Source organism: Micromonospora sp. NPDC002389, assembly GCF_040296095.1.
GTDB lineage: Bacteria > Actinomycetota > Actinomycetes > Mycobacteriales > Micromonosporaceae > Micromonospora.
Map to the genome: position 1 here is coordinate 69,564 of NZ_JBEOWP010000009.1, position 21,584 is coordinate 91,147.

At 71.8% G+C, this 21,584-nt stretch carries 22 protein-coding genes; 9 read left to right on the forward strand and 13 right to left on the reverse strand.

Features of this window, described 5'->3' with window-relative positions; genetic code table 11:
- Positions 1-23 precede the first annotated feature (23 nt).
- On the reverse strand, positions 24-1,193 hold the full coding sequence (gene mqnE / locus ABT008_RS18545; protein ID WP_350697454.1) for an aminofutalosine synthase MqnE: 1,170 nt from the start codon (positions 1,191-1,193) through the stop codon (positions 24-26).
- 293 nt (positions 1,194-1,486) lie between these two features.
- Here mqnE and ABT008_RS18550 point away from each other — a divergent pair, with 293 nt between their 5' ends.
- From ABT008_RS18550 to ABT008_RS18565, 4 genes are all read left to right on the forward strand, one after another.
- The gene (locus ABT008_RS18550; RefSeq protein ID WP_350697455.1) at positions 1,487-3,046 is read left to right on the forward strand and encodes a C40 family peptidase; all 1,560 of its coding nucleotides are present in this window, start codon (positions 1,487-1,489) and stop codon (positions 3,044-3,046) included.
- 797 nt (positions 3,047-3,843) lie between these two features.
- A complete protein-coding gene (locus ABT008_RS18555; protein ID WP_350697456.1) occupies positions 3,844-5,118 on the forward strand; it encodes a hypothetical protein in 1,275 nt (424 codons plus the stop codon).
- Between the two features lie 186 nt (positions 5,119-5,304).
- A complete protein-coding gene (locus ABT008_RS18560) occupies positions 5,305-6,951 on the forward strand; it encodes a DEAD/DEAH box helicase (protein WP_502890451.1) in 1,647 nt (548 codons plus the stop codon).
- A 55-nt stretch (positions 6,952-7,006) separates the two neighbouring features.
- The gene (locus ABT008_RS18565) at positions 7,007-7,636 is read left to right on the forward strand and encodes a putative glycolipid-binding domain-containing protein (protein WP_350697458.1); all 630 of its coding nucleotides are present in this window, start codon (positions 7,007-7,009) and stop codon (positions 7,634-7,636) included.
- Positions 7,637-7,649: 13 nt separating this feature from the next.
- Here the strand turns inward: ABT008_RS18565 and cds1 are convergent, their stop codons facing one another.
- Complete coding sequence (cds1, locus tag ABT008_RS18570; protein WP_350697459.1) at positions 7,650-8,741, reverse strand: L-cysteine desulfhydrase Cds1; 1,092 nt, start codon at positions 8,739-8,741, stop codon at positions 7,650-7,652.
- A 22-nt stretch (positions 8,742-8,763) separates the two neighbouring features.
- On the reverse strand, positions 8,764-9,222 hold the full coding sequence (locus tag ABT008_RS18575) for an Lrp/AsnC family transcriptional regulator (RefSeq protein WP_350697460.1): 459 nt from the start codon (positions 9,220-9,222) through the stop codon (positions 8,764-8,766).
- Positions 9,223-9,491: 269 nt separating this feature from the next.
- On the opposite strand from ABT008_RS18575, the gene ABT008_RS18580 reads away from it, so the two are divergent.
- Positions 9,492-9,758 (forward strand): BldC family transcriptional regulator, encoded by a 267-nt coding sequence (locus ABT008_RS18580; RefSeq protein ID WP_350697461.1) that lies wholly within the window; start codon positions 9,492-9,494, stop codon positions 9,756-9,758.
- A 29-nt stretch (positions 9,759-9,787) separates the two neighbouring features.
- Here ABT008_RS18580 and ABT008_RS18585 read toward each other — a convergent pair whose 3' ends face one another.
- Positions 9,788-10,417 carry a UbiX family flavin prenyltransferase gene (locus ABT008_RS18585; protein ID WP_350697462.1) on the reverse strand — a complete coding sequence of 210 codons (630 nt, stop codon included), beginning with the start codon at positions 10,415-10,417 and terminating at the stop codon, positions 9,788-9,790.
- Between the two features lie 175 nt (positions 10,418-10,592).
- On the opposite strand from ABT008_RS18585, the gene ABT008_RS18590 reads away from it, so the two are divergent.
- The gene (locus ABT008_RS18590; protein WP_350697463.1) at positions 10,593-11,579 is read left to right on the forward strand and encodes a terpene synthase family protein; all 987 of its coding nucleotides are present in this window, start codon (positions 10,593-10,595) and stop codon (positions 11,577-11,579) included.
- Between the two features lie 85 nt (positions 11,580-11,664).
- Here the strand turns inward: ABT008_RS18590 and mqnP are convergent, their stop codons facing one another.
- Together mqnP and ABT008_RS18600 are read right to left on the reverse strand one after the other, a co-directional pair.
- Positions 11,665-12,579 (reverse strand): menaquinone biosynthesis prenyltransferase MqnP, encoded by a 915-nt coding sequence (mqnP, locus tag ABT008_RS18595; protein ID WP_350697464.1) that lies wholly within the window; start codon positions 12,577-12,579, stop codon positions 11,665-11,667.
- Positions 12,579-14,039, reverse strand: a complete 1,461-nt coding sequence (locus tag ABT008_RS18600; RefSeq protein ID WP_350697465.1) for a menaquinone biosynthesis decarboxylase — start codon at positions 14,037-14,039, stop codon at positions 12,579-12,581. Before ABT008_RS18600 ends, mqnP begins: the two co-directional genes overlap by 1 nt.
- A gap of 191 nt (positions 14,040-14,230) precedes the next feature.
- Between ABT008_RS18600 and ABT008_RS18605 the strand changes: the two genes are divergently transcribed.
- Positions 14,231-15,103 carry an alpha/beta fold hydrolase gene (locus ABT008_RS18605; protein ID WP_350697466.1) on the forward strand — a complete coding sequence of 291 codons (873 nt, stop codon included), beginning with the start codon at positions 14,231-14,233 and terminating at the stop codon, positions 15,101-15,103.
- Positions 15,104-15,147: 44 nt separating this feature from the next.
- Here ABT008_RS18605 and ABT008_RS18610 read toward each other — a convergent pair whose 3' ends face one another.
- Complete coding sequence (locus tag ABT008_RS18610) at positions 15,148-15,339, reverse strand: DUF397 domain-containing protein (protein WP_350697467.1); 192 nt, start codon at positions 15,337-15,339, stop codon at positions 15,148-15,150.
- A complete protein-coding gene (locus tag ABT008_RS18615; RefSeq protein ID WP_350697468.1) occupies positions 15,327-16,118 on the reverse strand; it encodes a helix-turn-helix domain-containing protein in 792 nt (263 codons plus the stop codon). Before ABT008_RS18615 ends, ABT008_RS18610 begins: the two co-directional genes overlap by 13 nt.
- A gap of 405 nt (positions 16,119-16,523) precedes the next feature.
- Here ABT008_RS18615 and ABT008_RS18620 point away from each other — a divergent pair, with 405 nt between their 5' ends.
- Positions 16,524-16,808, forward strand: a complete 285-nt coding sequence (locus tag ABT008_RS18620; RefSeq protein WP_350697469.1) for a hypothetical protein — start codon at positions 16,524-16,526, stop codon at positions 16,806-16,808.
- Positions 16,809-16,898: 90 nt separating this feature from the next.
- Positions 16,899-17,099, forward strand: coding sequence for a hypothetical protein (locus ABT008_RS18625; RefSeq protein WP_350697470.1), 201 nt, complete (start codon positions 16,899-16,901; stop codon positions 17,097-17,099).
- Between the two features lie 29 nt (positions 17,100-17,128).
- Here the strand turns inward: ABT008_RS18625 and ABT008_RS18630 are convergent, their stop codons facing one another.
- From ABT008_RS18630 to ABT008_RS18650, 5 genes are read right to left on the reverse strand one after another with little or no spacing between them, the layout of a single operon-like run.
- Positions 17,129-17,320 (reverse strand): hypothetical protein, encoded by a 192-nt coding sequence (locus ABT008_RS18630; protein ID WP_350697471.1) that lies wholly within the window; start codon positions 17,318-17,320, stop codon positions 17,129-17,131.
- Positions 17,321-17,374: 54 nt separating this feature from the next.
- Positions 17,375-18,436: a c-type cytochrome biogenesis protein CcsB gene (gene ccsB, locus ABT008_RS18635; protein WP_350697472.1), complete on the reverse strand. Its 1,062-nt coding sequence runs from the start codon at positions 18,434-18,436 to the stop codon at positions 17,375-17,377.
- The gene (locus ABT008_RS18640) at positions 18,436-20,145 is read right to left on the reverse strand and encodes a cytochrome c biogenesis protein ResB (protein WP_350697473.1); all 1,710 of its coding nucleotides are present in this window, start codon (positions 20,143-20,145) and stop codon (positions 18,436-18,438) included. Before ABT008_RS18640 ends, ccsB begins: the two co-directional genes overlap by 1 nt.
- Positions 20,145-21,005, reverse strand: a complete 861-nt coding sequence (locus ABT008_RS18645) for a cytochrome c biogenesis CcdA family protein (protein ID WP_350697474.1) — start codon at positions 21,003-21,005, stop codon at positions 20,145-20,147. Before ABT008_RS18645 ends, ABT008_RS18640 begins: the two co-directional genes overlap by 1 nt.
- Positions 21,005-21,583, reverse strand: coding sequence for a TlpA family protein disulfide reductase (locus tag ABT008_RS18650; protein WP_350697475.1), 579 nt, complete (start codon positions 21,581-21,583; stop codon positions 21,005-21,007). Before ABT008_RS18650 ends, ABT008_RS18645 begins: the two co-directional genes overlap by 1 nt.
- Position 21,584 lies beyond the last annotated feature (1 nt).

Sequence of the window (21,584 nt, forward strand, 5' to 3'; positions counted from 1 at the left end):
GTCGTGCCAGGGTACGCGTCGACTCAGGCCCAGACCTGCTGCGGCTCGGAACGGCGCTCCGCCATGCTCGGCGCGGCGTCGTACTCGCGGACCACCTCGTAGCGGGTGTTCCGCTCGACCGGGCGGAAGCCGGCGTCCCAGATCAGGTGCAGCAGGTCGTCCCGGTGCATCGTGTTCGGCGTCCCGTACGAGTCCGCGTCGTGCGTGATCTTGTATTCGACGACCGAGCCGTCCAGGTCGTCCACGCCGAAGTTGAGCGAGAGCTGGGCCACCGAGAGCCCGTGCATCACCCAGAAGCACTTGACGTGCGGCACGTTGTCGAACAGCAGCCGGGAGACCGCGAAGGTCTTCAACGACTCGGCCGGCGAGGCCATCGTGGTGCGGGCCTGGATCCGGTTACGGATCTTGCCGTCCGCCGAGTCGACGAAGTCGTGCTGGTAGCGCAGCGGGATGAAGACCACGAAGCCACCGGTCTCGTCCTGCAGCTCACGCAGCCGCAGCACGTGGTCGACCCGGTGCCGCGGCTCCTCGATGTGGCCGTAGAGCATGGTCGACGGCGTCTTCATGCCCTTGCTGTGCGCCAGCCGGTGGATCCGCGACCAGTCCTCCCAGTGGCAGGCGTGGTCGACGATGTGCTGGCGGACCTCCCAGTCGAAGATCTCCGCGCCGCCACCGGTCAGCGACTCCAGACCGGCCTCCATCAGCTCGTCGAGGATCGCGTCGGCGGTCAGCCCGCTGATCTTCTCGAACCACTGGACCTCGGTGGCGGTGAACGCCTTGAGCTTGACCTTCGGCAGCGCGGCCTTCAGCTCGCGCAGCACCTTCGGGTAGTAGCGCCAGGGCAGCGTCGGGTGCAGGCCGTTGACGATGTGCAACTCGGTGAGCTGCTCGTCCTCCATCTCCTTGGCCTTGCGGACCGCCTCGTCGATACGCATCGTGTACGCGTCCTTCTCGCCCGGCTTGCGCTGGAAGGAGCAGTACGCGCAGGAGGCGGAGCAGACGTTGGTCAGGTTGAGGTGCCGGTTGACGTTGAACATCACCCGGTCGCCGTTGCGCTCGGTGCGCGCGTGGTGGGCCAGCCGCCCCAACCAGGTCAGGTCGTCGCTGGAGTAGAGCGCGATGCCGTCCTCACGGGTCAGCCGCTCCCCGGCGTACACCTTCGCTTCGAGCTCGCGCTTGAGTCCGGCGTCCATCGAAAGCCCGTCCCTTTCCCCTGCGTCCGCGACCGTTACCGGCCGCAGTCAGAGCCTACGTCGCACACCCGGGCTGCTCACACCGTGGTCCATCGGTGACCAGCGTCTCCCGAACTCACAGTTTTCTTTAACCCGTCCAAACATCGACACCACGCACCAGGTGAGGTAAGACAGGATGGGGCACGCCACACCTCACACCGGTGACGCCTGGCGATCTGGCGACACCTGGCGGTAGCGTCCCCACCGCCGCGTCCGACCCCCGGCGCGGCGTAGCAGGTCCGGACGGGAGCGCAATGGTCGACAGCACGGACGGACAACGGCGACGGCGACGGAGTCCGGTGGTCTCGCCGGTGCTGCGGCCGATGCTCTGGTCCGCCCTGCTCAGCGCCGTCGCCACCGCCGTCCTCGCGGCTCCCGCGTACGCCGAGCCGAGCGTCCCGGTCACGGTGCCCGACACCGGCTCCCGCCCGGCCGTCGCCGGCCAGCTCCAGTTGCCCGGCGCACCGACCGGCGGCACCCCCGGTGTGGTGGCGCCGACCGTCACCCCCGCCGGCAACGCGCTCGAAACTCAGATCAACGCCGTCGAGGCACGGATCGGCGAGCTCGGCACCCAACTCCTCGACCTGCAACAGCAGCGCACCGAGGCCGAGTCCCAGCACACCGCCGCGCAACGCACCCTGGAGTTCGCCCGGGCTGCGGTCACGCAGGCCGAGCAGCGCGCTGACCAGGTCGCTGCCGAGGCGATCAAGGTCGATGCCGCCCAACCGCCCGGCGACTGGGCGGCCACCCTGCGGGACCTGGAACTGCTGCACCGGGCCAACCGGGGTGAGCGCAGCGAGGGCGCCACCGGCCCGGCCGCCGGCCAGGTCAGCCGCGCCCGCGCCGACGAGCAGGTGGCCACGCAGGCGTACACCGCCGCCGAGCAGCGGCTGCGCGGGGTCCAGCAGCAGTACGCCGCCACCCAGCAGTCGCTGCGGGAGGAAGAGGCCAAGCTGGTCAAGTTGCGCGAGGAGAACTCCGCGCAGTTGATCACGCTGGCCCGCCAGCAGGAGGCCGCCGAGCAGCGACTCGGTGCCGACTACGGCGACCAGTCGGCCGACGGGCTGGTCGCGCACCCCACCGCGTTGGCCGCCCTCGCGTACGCCCGCCGCCAGCTCGGCGACCCGTACGTCTGGGGGGCCACCGGGCCGAACTCGTTCGACTGCTCCGGCCTGGTCTGGTCGGCGTACCGGTCGGCCGGGTACTACAAACTGCCGCGGGTCGCCCGCGACCAGTACTACGCGACCCGGTCCCGCACCGTGCCGCGCAACGCGCTGCTCCCCGGCGATCTGATCTTCTTCGCCTCCGGCAGCAGTTGGCGGACCATCCACCACATGGGCATGTACGTCGGCGGCGGCAAGATGATCCACGCACCGACCACCGGCGACGTGGTGAAGATCTCGACGGTGCGCTGGTCCCGGTTTTACGCCGCGACCCGGGTGGTCGGTGCGGTGCCCGCCCCCGCCACGCCCCCCACCCCGTCGCAGCCGCCGGCACCCAAGCCCACTCCGAAGCCGACGCCGAAGCCCACCACCACCCCGAAGCCGACGCCGACGCCGCGCCCCACGTCGCCGTCCCCCTCGCCGACGGGCTCGCCCACGCCGACGCCGACCGACTCCCCCTCCCCCTCGCCGTCGGTGACGCCGTCGCCGACCACCTCGCCGTCGCAGAGCCCGTCGGCCTCGTCCACCCCGAGCACGGAGAGCAGCAGCCTCGCCCCGACGAGCAGCAGCCTCGCCCCGACCACGGCGGCGAGCAGCAGGGCTCCCGAGGAGAGCGCCTCGGCCTCCCCGTCCACCGTCGGCGGTCGCTGACCGGACGGGGCCCGCCGGGGCGATCTTCGGCCCGACCCGCGCGTACACGAGGGACACTGTGCGGGCTACGGGTGTGCCATCCGGTCGGGATGTGGCACGGTGTCACACAGGCACTGCCGGTCCGGGGTACGGATCCGGGTGCGAGCGTGGCACGGAGGACGAGGATGACCGAACACGAGGTTCCGGCGAAGCCGGCCGACCCTGCGTCCACCGCCGCGCCGACCAGCACCGCCGAACCGCCTCCGGCCACCGCCGAGCCTGCACTTTCCAACCCCGAGCCTGCGCCAGCCGCCCCTGAGGCTGCGCCTTCCGCATCCGGCCCGGCGGCCGTCATCGGCACCGCTGCCGACCTCGTCGGCACGGACCCCGCGCCGTCACCGGCGGCGCCGAGCGACCCGGCTCGGCCACCGGCACGCGGCCGGGCGGGAGTCGCCCGCGTGGCCGTCCCGGGGAGTTCGGCGGTCGTCGGCACCGGACCAGCCGTCCCGGCCGCCGGCGGGCCCGGATCCGGCGCTCCCGCGACGGGCGGCGGTACCACGTACCGTGCCGGTTCCCCGGTGTCCCCCGAGGCCGACCGGCCGCCGGTGATCGCCCGAGCGCAGGTCAGTGTGGCCGGCGGCGCGGCGGGTGCCGGCACGACCCAGCCCGCCGATTCGAGCGCACCGCCGGCCGTTGCGGGCGTGAGCGGTGTCACCGGCACCGCCAGCGTCGCGGGCACGAACGGCACCGCCGGCACCACGGGCACGAGTGGAGCCACGAGCAGCACGGGCACCAGCGCTGTCACCGGTGGCACGGGCATGAACAGGGCTGTCGGCAGTGCGGGCGTGAGCGGTGCCGCCAAGGCCGGGACGGCGAGCGTGCCGGGGCAGCGGGAGCCGGTGCCGCCGACTGCGGCACGTGCCAGCGTGCGGGTCGCCGGCATGGGCCAGGTGAGCGCGGACGAGGCCGCAGCCGCCGGTGGTGGCCGGGCCGCCGGGGTCTACCGGTCGACGCCGGTCGCCCCGGAAACGGCCGAGCCCGCCGGACCGGCCGAGCCACCGCAGCCCACGACGCCGGAGCCCCAGCCGGTGCCGGATCCGACACCGGCGGAGCCCGCTCCGACGCCGCCCGCACCGGTGCCGGGACCCAATCCACCGTCACCGACGCCACCCGTCCCGGTGCCCGCACCGCCGACGCCCGGGCCGTACCCGCCGGGACCGGTGCCCGCACCGCCACCCGCTCCCCAGCCGGCACCGCCGGTGCCGGGCCCGCCGTCCCCTCCACCCGGCCCGCCCGTACCGCCGCCACCGCCGCCGCCCGGCCCGATGCCCGCACCGCCGTTCCCGCCGCCACCGGCCACCACCGCCTCGACGACGGCAGCATCGGCCACGGCTACCTCGACCACGGCGGCTGTGGCAGCGTCGGCAGCGGTGCCGTCGGTCACCGCGCCGTCGGCCGCGCCCGGCTCGGCGCCGCCGGTGGTGCCCGCTCCGGCGCTGCCGGTGTGGCCGCCACCGACCACTCCGGCCGGGCGTCGGGACGAGCCGGTCTCCGGCTCAACGGGGGTCGAACCTCGGGTCTCGGCACGGCCTGGGCTGCTTCCGGCCGAGCCGCCGACGGCCCCGCTCGGCACCGACCGGGCCCGGCCGGCTCCGCGCGGCACGGACTCGGACCGGACCCAGCCGGTGCCGCTGGACGACCCCGACGTCACCAGGCCGGTGCCCCGGCCGAACCCGCCGTCGGCGGCGGCCGGGCCACGGGCGGCGGCCGGTCCCGGACCTCGGTCGGACGCCTCCGGTCAGGCCGGATCGGCGACGTACCGTCCCGGCGGGTCCGATCTGAGCGCCTACTACGCGGACGGGTCGGGGGCCAACACCGTGGCCTTCCCGGCCGGCGAGGAGAACTCCGGGTCACTCACCGGTCACATCCTGGCGCAGGGCTGGACGGACACTCCGGCCGAGCGGTCCGGCAGCACCCTGCGGGTGGCGATCGTGCTGGCGGTCGCGCTGGGCCTGCTGGTGGCGTTCAGCGTGCTGGTCGTCCTGCTGACCAACGACGCCCTGAGCGGTCTGACCGGCGCTCTGCCGGGGTGAACGGCGGGTGAGTCCGCCCACTACCCCCATCCGGTCCCCGCGTGGGGACGACACTCGCCGTACACTTGTGGGTGATCACTGACCTGGCGCGCGACCGCGCGCCCATGGGCGTTCTTGCGGACGGATCCGGCGGCGCAGTGCCGTGGCGGGACATCGCGAAGGTGCGCCCCGCTCGAAAGGCATTTCTTGACCACCTCCGCTGCCTCTGGCATGCCCCTGTCCGCCTCCGACGTTCCCACCGATCTGCCGGCCGACGCCGCCGGCCCTGACCAGTCGATCGACTTCGGCGCACTGGGGCTGCCCCAGCCGCTCGTGCGCGCCCTCGCCCGGCAGGGCATCACCACACCCTTCGAGATCCAGCGCGCGACCGTGCCGGACGCCCTCGCCGGGCGCGACGTGCTCGGCCGAGGACAGACCGGCTCGGGCAAGACGCTCGCGTTCGGGCTGCCGCTGCTGGCCCGGGTCGCCGAGGGGGGCCGGGCTCGCCCGATGCGCCCGCGTGCGCTCGTCCTGGTGCCCACCCGGGAACTCGCCATGCAGGTCAACGACGCACTCCTGCCGCTGGGCAAGTCGATCGGCGTCTTCCTGAAGACCGCCGTCGGCGGAGTGCCCTACGACCGTCAGATCGACGCCCTGCGCCGGGGCGTCGAGGTGGTCGTGGCCACCCCGGGTCGACTCGCCGACCTGATCGACCGTGGCGTCTGCCGCCTCGACGACGTCGAGGTCACCGTGCTCGACGAGGCGGACCAGATGGCCGACATGGGCTTCCTTCCCGAGGTCACCGAGTTGCTGGCGAAGACGCCTGCGAACGCCCAGCGACTGCTCTTCTCGGCCACTCTGGACACCGACGTGGACGCGTTGGTCAAACGGTTCATGACCGACCCGGTGACCCACTCCACCGCTCCCGCGACCGCTGCGGTCTCCACCATGGACCACCACCTGCTGCTGATCCCGCCGCAGGAGAAGTTCCCGGTGACCGCGTCGATCGCGGCACGGTCCGGTCGGACCATCGTCTTCGCCCGTACGCAGCTCGGCGTGGACCGGCTGGTCACGCAGCTCGCGGCGGTCGGCGTACGCGCGGGTGGGCTGCACGGCGGCAAGACCCAGCGGATGCGTACCCGCACCCTGGCCGAGTTCCGCGAGGGCCGGACCAACGTGTTGGTGGCGACCGACGTGGCGGCCCGGGGAATCCACGTGGACGGGGTCTCGCTGGTGCTGCACGTCGACCCGCCGAAGGACCCGAAGGACTACCTGCACCGGGCCGGGCGCACCGCGCGGGCCGGAGAGGCGGGCGCGGTGGCGACCCTGGTGCTGCCGAAGCAGCGCCGCACCACTCTGGCGATGCTGGAGAAGGCCGGTGTCGAGCCGGAGCAAACCCGGGTACGCGTCGGTGACGCTGCCCTGGCCGAGCTGACCGGAGCCCGCGAACCGAGCGGGGTGCCGGTACGCGAGGAGCGGGAGGAGCACCGTCGGCCCGGTCGGCCCACCGGAGGCCCGCGCCGCTTCGGCGACCGGCCCGGTGGCGACCGCCGGTTCGGCGACCGCCCGGGAGGCGGGGAGCGCCGGTTCGGCGACCGCGCCTACGGCGACCAGCCACGCGGGGAACGCCGCTACGGCGACCGCAGCTACGGCGACCAGCCGAGCGGCGAGCGCCGCTACGGTGACCGCGCCTACGGCGACCAGCCGCGTGGGGAGCGCCGGTTCGGCGACCGCAGCTACGGCGACCAGCCCCGTGGGGAGCGCCGGTTCGGTGCCGACCGGGGTGGGCGCTCGGAGGTGCGGGGCGAGGACCGGCGCGGATCGGTCGGGCGTCCCCGGGCGCACACCTACTGATCGTCCTTCGGCGCATGCCCTGCCGGGCCGGGCGCGGTGGCGTAACGTCCGAAACATGTCGACCATGCGGAAGTCGCTGCTGTGGACCCGGTCCGACACGGCCGGTGCCGAACACGCCGTGGTCGACGACAGTTCCGGGCTGACCGCGCACGGCACGCAGATCGCCGCCGACCCGGTGCCCTACACCTGCCGCTACCAGGTGGCCACCGACTCCGAGTGGGTCAGTGTCCGCCTGGAGGTCGAGGTCGAGGGTGCCGGGTGGCGGCGGAGCGTACGCCTGGAACGGACGACCGAACGGTGGCGGGTGACCGCCGCCGAGCAGGGTGACCTGGACGCGGCCCTGACCGCTGCCGGGCGGGCCCCGGCCGGGCTGCCCGGCCTGGAGGATCCCGACCGCCTGGCCGACGCCCTCGACGTCGACCTGGGCGGCTCGCCGCTGTTCAACACGCTGCCGGTGCGGCGGCTCGGCCTGACCACCGCGCCCGCCGACACCACGCACCGGATCGACGTGGCCTGGGTGCTGCTGCCGAGTCTGACCGTGCTCCCCGCCGAGCAGGTCTACACCGGGCTGGGCCCGCACCGGTTCCGGTACGCCAGCGACGGCTTCAGCGCCGAGGTCGACGTGGACCAGGACGGCTACGTGCAGCACTACCCCGGTCTGGCGGAGCGCGGCACGCCCCGCTGAGTCGTCGGCCGGCTCAGCCCGGCCAGGAACCGTCGGCCAGGAAGCGCTCCACGGTCGCCAGGTGCGGGGCCAGGTCGAGGCCCTGCCCGGCCACCCACTCGTCGGCGTAGTACGTGTCGGCGTACCGGTCACCGGCGTCGCAGATCAGGGTGACCACCGAGCCGGTGCGCCCGGCGGCGCGCATCTCCGCGATCAGCCCGAAGGCGCCCCACAGGTTGGTGCCGGTCGACCCGCCCACCCGTCGGCCGAGGACGGCCGACCCGGCCCGCATGGCGGCCAGGGAGGCGGCGTCCGGCACCTGCACCATCCGGTCCACCACGGCGGGCAGGAACGACGCCTCCACGGTCGGCCGACCGATCCCCTCGATGCGGGAGCCCCGGCCGGTGCGGACCGACCAGTCGGCCGCCTGCCAGGCGGGATAGAACGCGGAGTTCTCCGGGTCGACCACACAGAGCTTGGTGGGCAGCCGCCGGTAGCGGGCGTACCGGCCGATGGTGGCGCTGGTGCCGCCGGTGCCGGCGCCGACCACCACCCAGGCGGGTACGGGATGGCGTTCCAGGGCGAGCTGCGCGTAGATCGACTCGGCGATGTTGTTGTTGCCCCGCCAGTCGGTCGCCCGTTCGGCGTAGGTGAACTGGTCCATGAAATGCCCGGCGGAGTCCTCGGCGAGCCAGCGCGCCTCGATGACCACCTTGGCCGGGTCCTGCACCAGATGGCACCGCCCGCCCTGGAACTCGATCTGGGCGATCTTCTCCGGCGACGTCGAGGCGGGCATCACCGCGATGAACGGCAACCCCAGCATCCGCGCGAAGTACGCCTCGGAGACCGCCGTGGAGCCCGACGACGCCTCGACGATCGTGGTCTCCGGCCCGATCCGGCCGTTGCAGAGGCCGTACAGGAACAGCGAGCGGGCCAGCCGGTGCTTGAGCGAGCCGGTCGGGTGCACCGACTCGTCCTTGAGATAGAGGTCGATCCCCCACGACCGGGGCAGCGGAAAGGGCAGCAGGTGGGTGTCGGCGGACCGGTTGGCGTCCGCCTCGACGGCGGCGATCGCCTCGGTCACCCACCGCCGGCTTGCCTCGTCGCACCGGTCGAGATGAGTCACGCTCGGAAAGGTAGCAAGCCGCTCAGGACGAGGTCTGCGCCACCGGCTGGGGCCGGTTCTCCCACTTGGTCGACAGGGCGATGCCGGTCCGGGTGGAGGCCACGCCGGGGGTCCGGTTCAGCCGGACGATCAGCCGCTCCAACTCGACGATGGTGCTCACCCGGGCCTTGAGCAGGAAGGACTCGACTCCGGCCATGAAGTAGCAGGACTCGATCTCCGGTATCGCCCGGAACGCCTCCAGCACGTCGTCGGTGTCGGCGCCGGAGTCCTCGACGATGCCGATCAGGGCGGTGACGCCCAGCCCGACGGCCTCCGGCTCGACGTCGGCCCGGTACGCCCGGATGACCCCGCCGGACTCCAGCTTTCCGACCCGTTCGTGCACTGCCGGCGCGGATAGACCGACCTGGCGGGCCAGTTCGGCGTACGACAGGCGGGCGTTGCTCCGGAGCAGGTCCACAAGGCTGCGGTCGATGGCGTCCACGGACTGTAGACCCTAGTCGGCGGCGGGTGACACCGGGACGCCGGTATCCGTTGGGCATGGCAGTGGGTGACAGTTCGCATACCCAGGGTCCGAAGGGCGTGCCGCCGGTAGCATTTACTAACTTCTCACTCAGTGCGTTTTTCGCGTTTGGCGGACAGGCCAGTTCGCTGGTGCTGTAATTGCCATACGTCCCTCATGACGGCTCTGGGCTCGCACCGGCCGGGGGCAGTGTGTTCAGCCGGGGGCTTCGTCGACGCGAGGAGGGGGCTGTGGACACTGGAGATCGCCTGCTGACACCGGGTGAAGTCGCCGCGCTGTTTCGGGTAGACCCGAAGACCGTGACGCGTTGGGCGGCAGCCGGCCGGATCGGCAGTATCCGGACTCCAGGAGGGCACCGCCGGTTTCGGGAATCCGAGGTGCGGGCCCTGCTTGAAGGGGAGGGCATGCTGGAAGAGGCGGACGAGATGGGCAGACCACGCAACAACGGCCCAGCCGCCTCGACCGGCTCAGGTCCGGCCAACGCCGGCATGTACTGAGTGGTGCGGGTCAGGACGCGGACCGGTCGTCAGGTCCGGTCCGCGTTCAACTTCCCCGCCCACCTGCGGAACAGGGTGTGCGGTACGCCGAGGGCGTCGAGCACCTTGCCGGCCACGAAGTCCACGAGCTGGGCCGCCGAGGCGGCGGCTCCCGCGCCGTAGAAGCCGGGGCTGGCCGGCAGCACCACCGCACCGGCGTCGTGCAACGCGATCAGGTGTTCCAGGTGGCTACGGGTCACCGGGGTCTCCCGGGGCACCACCACGACCCGTCGACGCTCCTTGAGGTTGACCTCGGCGGCACGCTGCAACAGGTCCTTGGACAGCCCGATGGCGATGCCGGCGCAGGCTGCCGTGCTGGCGGGCACCACCGCCATGCCACGCACCGGGTACGAGCCGCTGCTCGGCCCGGCCGCCAGGTCACCGGCCGGCCAGTGCCGCACGTCGGCGCCGTCCAGCTCGCGACCGAGCCAGGCGCCCAGGTCGTCGGCCCAGTGGGCGTCCCGGAACGACCTGCCGGTCTCGTCCAGCACGGTCAGTCGGGCGGCCCGGGAGACGATCAGGTCCACCGACTCCCCGGCGTCGAGCAGCCCGCGGACGACTGCGGCCGCGTACGGCGTGCCGGAGGCCCCGGAGACGCCGACCACCCATGGTTCACGCATCCCTCAAGCCTGCCTGGTCACCGTCGACGCCGCTGCGGCACCCCCGGGACCTGCCCTGATCCGGCAGTAGAGGGGCGTTACGCCACCGATGTCCGATCGGGGTGCGGGGGTCATCGCGACCTGGCATGCTGCCTGGTGCCGCACGCGGTACGGCACCTCAGGGGGAGGGATCGGGATGAGTCAGGACGTCCTGCCCTCACTGCGGGACGCCTGTCCGATCCCGTCCCGGCTGTCGCCGTACGCGGACGACGTGCAGGAGTGGTTGATCCACTGGTTGCCGCAGACCGGGCTGACGGTGGACCCGACAACCGCCAGACTGTTGGCCGGGGCCCGCTTCGCCCGCTACGCCGGCCGGCTCTATCCGGACGCCGACGAGCCCGACCTGCGCGTACTCACCGCGCTGTTCACCTGGTTCTTCCTGGTCGACGACGCCTGTGACAAGCCCGACCGGTTCACTCTCGCCGAGATCCGTGGGCTGCGCGACGGCGTACTCGCGGTGCTGCGCGGGCAGACCCGCTCACCGCAGACCGGGCTGGCCGGGCCGATGCGCCGCTTGCTGGTGACCGCCTGGCGGGAGCCGCGCCGCCGGATGCCGGCCCCCTGGCGGGCACGATTCGCCGACGCGGTCGCCCACCACCTCGACGGGACCTGGCAGGAGGCGGCCAACAAGACCGGCGGGCACCGGCCCGGCGTCGCCGAGTACGTCGAGCTGCGCCGCGCCACCTCGGCCGCGTACGTGTCGTATCCGCTGGTCGAGTTCGTCACCGGTCGGCCGCTACCCGACGCGGTCTACCACCATCCGGTGCTGAGCCGGTTCCGGGACCTCGGCAACGACCTGCTCTCCTGGTACAACGACCTGGCCTCGCTGGAGCGCGACGAGGCCACCGCTGGTGGGCACAACCTGGTGCTGGCGACCGCCGCCGAACACCGGCTGTCCCGGGAGGCCGCGATCGAGTCGGTGACCCGGCGCTGGCACACCACGATGCGCGAGTTCGTCGACCAGCGGTCGCGGGTGCAGTCGTTCGGTCCGGCGCTGGACGAGGCCGTCACGGCCCATCTCGACGGGGTGTCGCGGGCCGTGCGCGGCACCATCGACTGGACGCTGGAGAGTGCCCGCTACGCGGGTAAGGAAGGGCCCCTTACTAACGCCTCCGGTAGATAAAGGGTCCCTTCCTAACACCCCAAGCCCCCACCCGAACCCAGCCGGCACCCACGCACGACAGGGCGGCAGGGCGCGCGGCCGAGGGTCAGGGACGCAGGCCGAGCCGGACGACCAGGTCGAGCACGGCGAAGGCGAACAGGGCGATGCCGACGAAACCGTTGGCGGTGAAGAAGGCCCGGTTGACCCGGCTCAGGTCGGTCGGCGTGACCACCAGGTGCTGGTAGCCGAAGGCGACCGCGGTGAGCAGCAGACCGATCCACCAGAGCCAGCCGAAGCCGACCAGCACGCCGAACCATCCGAAGAGCGCGAAGGTCACCACGTGCGAGACCGTGGAGGCGTGCAACGCGAAGCGCAGGCCGTACCGCGACGGCACGCTGTGCACACCGATCTCGCGGTCCACCTCGGCGTCCTGGCAGGCGTAGATCAGATCGAAGCCGCCGATCCACAGGCCGACGGCCGCGCCGAGCAGCCAGGCCGGTCCGGAGCCGGCGAAGGTGCCGGTGACCGCCAGCCAGGCGCCGATCGGGCCGACCGCCTGGGCCACCGCCAGGATGGCGTGCGGCCAGTTGGTGAACCGCTTGCCGTACGGGTAGACCACCAGCGGCACCACGGCCAGCGGCGCGAGCACCAGGCAGAGCGGGTTGAGCAGGGCGGCGGCGGCCAGGAAGACCACCAGGGCGACGCCCGCGCCGGTCCAGGCCGTCCGCAGACTCACCGCCCCGGTGACCAACTCCCGGTTGGCGGTACGCGGATTCCGCGCGTCGATCCGGCGGTCCAGGATGCGGTTCGCGGCCATCGCGAACGTCCGTGCCCCGACCATCGCCACGGTGATCAGCAGCAGGTCGAGCCACCGCACCCGCCCACCGTTGACCTGCATCGCGGTCAACGCCGACAGGTACGCGAACGGCAACGCGAACACCGAGTGCTCGATCGCCACGAGCTTGAGGAAGGACTTCACGCGCCCGGGATGTTCGGCCGGCTCCACGGCGGCGGTCGCCATCAGATGCCGTACTCCTTCCACCGCTTGTCGACCAGCGAGACGACCTCGGGCGACATGGTCATCTCCTCCGGCCAACCCCGGGTGTAGCCCTCGGTGGGCAGCTTGCGGGTGGCGTCGATGCCTGCCTTGCCACCCCAGAACTGCTGGTACGAGGAGTGGTCCAGGTGGTCCACCGGCCCCTCGGTGAGCAGCAGGTCGCGGGCGTAGTCGACGTTGCCGAAGGCGCGGAACGCGACCTCGCGGTAGTCGTGCACGTCGCAGTCCTCGTCCACGATCACGATCAGCTTGGTCAGCGACATCATGTGCGCGCCCCAGATCGCGTTCATCACCTTCTGGGCGTGCTTCGGGTACCGCTTGCGGATCGACACGATCGCGCAGTTGTGGAAGACCCCGGCGGCCGGCAGGTCGTAGTCGACGATGTCCGGGATGAGGAAGCGCAGCAGCGGCGCGAAGATCCGCTCGGTCGCCTTGCCGAGACCGTGGTCCTCCTGCGGCGGCTTCGAGGTGACGATCGTGTGGTAGACCGGGTCACGCTGCATGGTCATCGCCTCGACGTGCAGCACCGGGAACGGCTCGACCGGGGTGTAGAAGCCGGTGTGGTCGCCGAACGGCCCCTCCGGCAGGCGCTCGCCCGGCTCCAGGTAACCCTCCAGCACCACCTGGGCGTGCGCCGGCACCTGCAACGGCACGGTCAGGCAGTCGACCATCTCCACCCGCTCGCCGCGCAGGAACCCGGCGAACAGGTACTCGTCGATGTCGGCGGGGAGCGGCGCGCTGGACGCGTAGCTGACCACCGGGTCGCAGCCGATGGCGATGGCGACCGGCAGCCGCTGGCCGAGCCGCTCGGCGACGGCGTGGTGCGCGGTGGAGTTCTTGTGGATCTGCCAGTGCATGCCCACCGTGTTGTGGCTGTGCTGCTGGAGCCGGTACAGCCCGAGGTTGCGCTTGCCGGTCTCCGGGTGCTTGGTGTGGGTCAGCCCGAAGTTGTGGAAGATCCCGCCGTCGCCCGGCCACACCTGGAGCCCCGGCAGCCGGTTCAGGTCGACGTCGTCCCCCCGGTAGACCACCTGCTGACACGGGGCGGTCTTGACCTTCTTGGGCGGCATCGACTTGAGCTGCATCACCTTGCCCAGGCCGCCCATCATGCCGGAGAAGCCCATCGGCAGCTCCGGCTTGAGCATCTCGCCGATCCGGTTGCCGATCTCGTCCAGCGACTCGACGCCGAGCGCCATCGCGGTGCGCTTCTCGGTGCCGAAGAGGTTGATCGCCACCGGCATCTCGCCCCGGGTGGGCCGCTCGAAGAGCAACGCCGGCCCGTCCGCCCGCACGGTCCGCGTGACGACCTCGCTGATCTCCAGCGTCGGGTCGATGGGTACGCCGACGCGCCGTAGCTCGCCCGCGCGCTCCAGCGTCGCCAGGAAGTCCTTCAGATCGGTGTACGGGAACCCACGAGCCGCCATGCAGCAAGTCTGTCCTACGCACCTGCGAAGTGCCCACGCCGGGTGCTGTGATGTGAAAGGAAGGGCCCCTTGTTAACGCCTCCGGTAGAGCACGGGTCCCCTGCTAACACAGAGCGGCACGGACATTACACACAGCGGCATGGACAGGAGCCGGCCGGGTAATCGAGCACCCAACGAGAGCGGAGTCGATCATGGCTGACGAACGGGTCCCGGCGGGGTTCACGGAGCAGCGGGCGAAGGTCGGCGACATCGCTGTCAACTACATCCGAGGCGGTAGCGGCCCCACGCTGGTGCTGCTGCACGGGTATCCGCAGTCCTGGTACATGTGGCGGCACATACTGCCGGAGTTGGGGCGGTCGTTTGAGGTGATTGCACCGGACCTACGGGGCTTCGGCGGCAGCGACGCCCCGCCGGGCGGGTACGACAAGAAGACCCTCGCCGGTGACCTGCACGGGCTGCTCACCAGCCTGGGCCTGAACCGCGACCTCCGGCTCGTCGGCCACGACATCGGGACCATGGTCGCGTACGCGTACACCGCGGCCCACCCGGACCGGGTGCAGCGGCTGGTACTCAGCGAGGCACCGATCCCCGACGAGGGCATCTACACCTTCCCGGCGCTCACCGCCGCCGGCCCGGGGGTGTGGAACTTCGGCTTCTTCAGCCTCACCAACGGGCTACCGGAACAGCTCGTCGCCGGCCGGGAGGCGCTCTGGGTTGACCGGTTCACCGACTCGCTGATGCTGCGCAAGGGCAGCCTGGACGCGACGGACGTCGAGGAGTACGCCCGGCCCCTACGTGACCCGGCCCACCTACGCGCGAGCTTCGAGTGCTTCCGCGCGTTCGGGCAGGACATCGCGGACAACGCCGAATATCGGAAGTCGATGCTGGCAATGCCGGTGCTCGCCATCGGCGCGCAGGCGAGCCTCGGCCGCCAGGTGGCCGAGCAGGTCCACCGGTACGCCAGTTCGGTGACCGGCGAGGTCGTCGAGGACAGCGGCCACTGGCTCTTCGAGGAACAGTCGGCGGAACTCACCGCCCTGCTGCTGCCCTTCCTCCGAGCCTGACCACCTCGCGGCCTGGGGCATGCGCTGACGGCCTGCCGGGCAGGTCAGCGACGGCGGGCCAGCGCCACGAACGCGCGCCAGGCGGCCGGGCCGAAGATCAGCACGTCGCCGTCACGGTCCTTGCTGTCGCGTACGGCGACCACGCCGGGCAGGTTGTCGGCCACCTCGACGCAGTTGCCGCCGTTGGTGCTGCTCCGGGTACTGGTGCGCCACCGGGCACCGGTCAGCTCCGCCATGACTCCGCCACCTCCGTCAACAACTCGATCGACTGCCGGGGCGGCAGCGCCTCGCCCTGTATCGCCTCCCAGGACGCCCGGATCGCCAGCACGTCCTCGGTGTCGTCGATGACCTGACCCTTGAGTTGGTCATCCAGGTAGGCGACGTCCTCCCCACCGGGAAGGGTAGCCAGCACGAAGGCCCCGGCGACACCTGGATACGCGCCGACCGAGGCGGGCACCACGTGCAGCCGCACCCGGGGCTGTTCGGTGGCCAGCTTGACCAGCCGGCGCAACTGTTCCCGCATCACCAGCGGGCCGCCGACCGGGCGACGCAGCACGTGTTCGTCCAGCACTGCGACGAGCTGCGGCGGTCGCTCGCCGGTCAGCACCGCCTGCCGCTCCAGCCGGGCCGATGCCCGCTGCTCCACCTCCTCCTCGTCGTAGAGGCCGACGCTGCGGAACAACGCGCGGGCGTACGCCGAGGTCTGCAACAGTCCCGGCACCACCGTGTTCTCGAACGAGCGCAGCACGGTCGCCTGCCGCTCGTTGGCCTCCCACTCCCGCATCCACTGCGGCGACCCGAGCCGGACCAGCATCCGGGCGAACGCGCCGCCGGTGTCGAGGGCGGTGTCCGCCAACTCCCAGAAGTCCGGCGGCGGTTTGCGCGCCTCCGTCTCGACCATGGCCACCGTCGACGGCGAATAGTTGATCGCCCGGGCCAGGTCCTCCTGGGTCATCTTCCGCGCCGCCCGCATGTGCCGCAGCTCGTCGATCAATACGCGTGACCGCTCGTCCATCCCCACTCCTCCTCACCAGCGTGTTCCGCGATCCTCACGCCTCTCACCGGCGACCCCGCCCGACGCACAGGGCGACCGGATGCCTTCCGACAGTAGTCGCCTCCTCACCAGACTGTCCCCATCGGAACCGTCCGGATCCGACCCGAAAGGACGGGCGGAACCGAGGCGAGGCCGTCCGGCACGTCGGCGACGGACGGCCCCGCTTCCACCCGCGACGGAACCCCCGGGTCCGCCCCGGCAAGCCGCAGAGCGACGGACGGTCCCGCGTCCACGACGGAGCGGTCCCGCGTCCACCCGTGACGGACCGGCCCCGCTTCCGCCCTGCGACGGACGGCCCCACTTCCGCCGCCGGCAAGCCGGAACGCGGCAGCCGGCCCCACGTGATACCCGTGAAGGGAGACGCAGATGAGTTCGGTGCCGCAAGTCCACGTACCGCTCCGGCCGCTCTGGCTGTGCCGGGCCTGCGGTATGCCGTGGCCCTGCGCGACCGCCCGGCTCACCCTGCTGGCCGACTACCGGGAGAGCCGCGTCGCCCTGTCGATCTACCTGGCCGGGATGCTGTACGACGCCGTGGACGACCTGTATCGACTCGATCCACACAACGTGCCGAAGCCCGCGTCGCTACACGAACGCTTCCTCGGCTGGGCCGCCCCGCGCACACCCCGTCCGCCCGAGACCTCAGCCCGTTGAGCCCACAGCGCGTCGACGTTTGAGGCGACAAGCGGCGGGATATCTCACGGGTGCTGGGTCGGCGGGCGTCGGGGACGGCAGGATTGGCGCATGTCTGACGCGTACGTCGTCGGTGACCCGGACGGGTTGTCACCGCTGCTCATTGGCCTGCGAGACGCTGTCGCCCGGGAGCTGCACGCACAGTTGGCGATGCGTGCCGAGCGCATCGAACTGGCCGACGTGCCGGAGATCGCCTACCAGATCACGTTGCGCGTCGACGAGACTCTGAGCCGCCCCGGCAGGGACTGGTGACTACGGCCCGACCAGGGTCGGCAGCCGGTTCACTCGCCGGAGTAGAGCCGGGCGGCATCGACCAGGACCACGTCCGGTCGGCTGACGGCTAGCTGCCGCAGCTCGTCGGTGAACCCCGCAGCGCTGGCGAGCAACAACCGCGTGTGATCCAGATCGAGACCGGGCCGCCCCCGCAGCAGCTCACGTGCCCGGACCAGCCGTTCGAGATCTGAGCGGCCCACAAGATGTAGAACTACAGTTATAAGAACTGTCGTTCTACATCCTGGGTTCTGTCCTCACAGACCGCCGTAGGAGTGCAGGCCCTCGAAGAAGATGTTCACGCCGAAGAGGTTCATCAGCACCGTCAGGAAGCCGAGGATGGCCAGCCAGGCGGCCACGTTGCGCTTCACGCTCGGCGTCGCGCGGGCGTGCAGGTAACCGGCGTAGATCACCCAGGAGATGAACGACCAGGTCTCCTTCGGGTCCCAGCCCCACGGCCGACCCCAGGCCGCCTCGGCCCAGATCGCCCCGGCGATCACCGCGAAGGTGAACAGCGGGAACGCGAAGGCGTGCAGCACGAAGGTGAGCCGCTCCAGGCTGGCCGCCGCCGGCAACTTCTTCGCCAGCGTGTACGGGAAGCTGCGCTTGCCGCGTTCGTAGCCGGCCCGCATCAGGTACGTCGCGGCCGGCACCGAGCCCAGCAGGAACAGTCCCGAGGCGAAGACGACGGTCGACACGTGCACGATGAACCAGTACGAGTTGAGCGCCGGCACCAGCGGCACGATCGGGGTGTAGAGCACCAGCTCGGCGGTTGCCACCAGCAGCACCATGACCAGGGTCAGGAACAGCCCGAGGCGGCGCAGCGACGGCACCTTCCAGAGCACCACCAGCCAGGCGGAGACGCCGATGAACGAGACCGTGAGAACGAACTCGTACATGTTGCCCCAGGGCATCCGCTCGGCGGCGATGCCCCGGGTGACCAGCCCGACCAGGTGCAGGGCCGCGCCCACGGCGGTGAGGGCCACCGCGATCCACCCGGCGAGTGCGGCCCGCCGCGCGGTGCGTTCGGCAGGGGTACGTGCCACACCGCCGCCGGCTGCTCCGCCACCGGCCCCGGCCACACCGCCGGCCGTACCCGTCGAACCGCCGTCCTCGGCCGCCCCCGCCGCGCTGCCGCTGCCCGCTGCGCCCGTCGCGCCGGAGCCGCCGCCGACCGTCGCGCCGACCAGCTCGCGGGCAGGGACCGCTGCCACCTTGGCGCGCGAGTTGCCGAGGGCGTACTCGACCGCGTGGCTGATCATCGCCAGCAGGTACACCAGGGTGGCGATCGACACCACCTGGTCGGAGAGTGCGGACATCACTCGGCTCCTTCTCGCGCCCCGGCCCGCTCGTCCGGGTCGATGGCCTCGCCGGTCCGCCGGTCGTCGCCGATCGCGGCGACCAGTTGGCTGAACTCGGCGGCGAACCCCGGATGTTCGGTCCGGGGCAGGCCAGCCACCTCGACCAAGCTACTACCGCCCGTCGGAGATCCACTGTCGGGGGGCCCGGACCCGGCGGGCCCGACGCCGGTGGGCACAGCACCGGCGGGCCCGGACCCGGCGGTCCCGGCACCGGCCGGAAGCACCCGGACGAAGATCCGGCGTCGCCGGACGAACAGCGAACCCATCAGCCCGAGGACCAGCCCGACGGAGCTGACCAGCAGCAACATCGTGCCCGGGTCATGCCGTACGGACAGCACGATGTAACGCTCGGTGCCCACGAACTCGACCGTGGTGCCGTCGTCGAGTGTCCAGCTCTCGCCCTTGCGCAGTTCCTTCGAGCCGACCTCGGTGAGCCGGCCGTTGCGGATCTGCCGCTGGTCGAGCTGGTAGACCGAGCCGGGGATGCCGCCGTCGAGGCCCAGGTTGCCCCGGTAGGCGATCAGGCCGAGCAGCGGGTTCTGCTCCGTCGGGTACTCGGAGCGGGTGAACGGGGGCTCCTGCGGCGCGGTCGGCAGGTACAGGCCGGAGAAGGCCATCTGGAGATTCGCGTTCCGCTCTCCGGTGTCCGGGTCGACGTTGGCGTCCGGGAAGGCCGCCAGGCCCTCACCGGTCAGACCCATGTCGCCGGTGGTGAGGAAGGGCACCACGCTGGTTTGCGTGCCGCCGAACCGGTCGGTGTAGCGGATCACCGGAGCGTAGCCGTGGCCCAGCAGATAGACGTTCGCGCCGTCGAGGCGCAGCGGCGAGTTGACCGAGAACTCGGCCGCCCGGGGTGCGCCGCCGTCCTCGTCGACCGTGACCTTGGCGTTGAAGTGCGAGGGCTGACCGCTGGGCAGGAACTCAGCCTCGAACTCGTCGAGCTGCATGCAGAACCGGGGCAGGTCGTCGCCGACGCGTGGGCCGAGTTTCGCCTCGGCGTACTGCTGGCGGGTGTTGCAGAAGACGCCGTCCGAGCCGGAGACGAGCAGCCGGTTGCCGTGCCAGCCGTACCAGGAGCCGAGCGCGACACCGACCAGCAGCAGCACCATCGAGGAGTGGAAGATCAGGTTGCCGGTCTCCTTGAGGTAGCCCTTCTCGGCGGAGATCTCGTCGCCGCGTACCGCCACCCGCCACCGACGGCGTCGCAGCGTCTCGGCGACCGCCGCCGCGCCACCGGCGGGTGCCGGCACCACCGCGTGCTGGGGCAACCGCTCCAGACGCTTCGGTACGGCCGGCGGCCTGGCCCGCATCGCCCGGACGTGGTCGCGCAGCCGGGGCGTGATGCACCCGATCAGCGAGGTGAACAGCAGCAGATAGATCGCCGAGAACCAGACCGAGCTGAACGCCTCGAACGCGCCGATCCGGTCCAGCACCGGGGCGAGCTGCGGGTTCGCGGTGTAGAAGTCCCGGACGTCCTCCGGGTTGACGCCGCGCTGCGGCAGCACCGAACCCGGAATGGCGGCGACCGCGAGCAGGAAGAGCAGCACCAGCGCGGTACGCATGCTGGTGAGCTGCCGCCACGAGTTGCGCAGCAGGGCGAGCAGCGCGTTGGGGCGGCGCCGGGGTGACTCGGCCGGGGCGGCCGGCCGGTCGTCCACCGCGGTCATCAGATGCTCACCTCGAAATCGCCCACCCCGACGGTGGTCTGCAACCAGATCACGACGTTGGTCCACCCGCCGGTGAGCAGGGCCAGCCCGATCAGGATCAGCAGGACGCCGCCGACCCGGGTGACCCAGCGGCTGTGCCGACGGATCGTACGGAAGACCCCGAGCAGGCGGTTGAAGCCGAGCCCGAAGACGATGAACGGTATGCCCAGCCCGAGGCAGTACGCCACCGCGAGCACCACCGCGCGGTCGGTCTGCCCGCTGGTGGTGGCCATGCCGAGCACCGCAGCCAGCGTCGGGCCGGTGCACGGGACCCAGCTCAGGGCGAACACCGCGCCGAGGACGGGTGCGCCGAGCAGGCCGGCGTTCGGCAGGCGGTTGATCCGGAACTCGCGTTGGAAGCCGGGCAGCGCGCCGAGGTAGCCCAGCCCGAGCACCACGATCAGCGCGCCGACGACGATCTCCAGCGCCCGCTCGTAGTCGAAGAAGACCCGGCCGATGCTGCTGAACAGGATCGCGGTGGCGGTGAACACCACGGTGAAGCCGGCGATGAAGAGCAGCGTCCCGGCGAGTACGCGCCCCTTGACCGCCGGGCTGACCCGGGTGCGCTCCCGCAGCGCCGTACCCCCGCCCGAGGTGTTAGGAGGGGACCCCTCCTCTACACCAGGCGTTAGTACGGGGCCCTTCCTTACGTCCCGGCCCTCCAGGTCGGCGCCGGCCAGGCCGGTCACGTACGACAGGTAGCCCGGCATCAGGGGCAGGACGCACGGGGAGAGGAAGCTGACCAGCCCGGCCAGTGCCGCCGCGCCGATCGCCAGCAGCAGCGGCCCCGAGACGGCGAGCTGACCGAACGTCTCGCCCATCAGCGCGGGCCGGACGCCGCAGCGGACTCGGCGGCGATCCGCTCGACGATGGGTTGCAGGCCCTCCTGGCGTACCGCCGCCCGGATCACGGTCGTGATCCGGCCCTCCCGGTCCAGGACCACGGTCGCGGGGATGGTGTTCGGCGGGATGTCCAAATCGAGGGCGAGGCGGCTGCCCGGGTCGAAGATGCTCGGGTAACTGATCCCGAAGCCCTCCTCGAAGGCGATCGCCTTGTCCCGGCTGTCCTGCACGTTGATGCCGAGGAAGGTCACCCCGGAGTCCTTGGTCGCCTGGTAGGTGTTCTCCAGGTCGTCGGCCTCGGCCCGGCACGGCGCGCACCAGGAGCCCCAGAAGTTGACCACGACGACCTGGCCCCGTTGCTGCGTCACGTCGTAGGAACCGCCGTCGAGCAGCTCACCGGCGAGACGGGGCGCGTCGGAACGTTGGTCCGGGGCGCATTCCACGATGCCGCCCGTGTTGTCGCAGGCCGCCTCCCGGCCACCGCCGGTGCAGCCGCTCAGCACCGTCGTGGCGGTCACGGCGGCGAGCAGGCCCACGGCCCACCTACGGGCACCCATC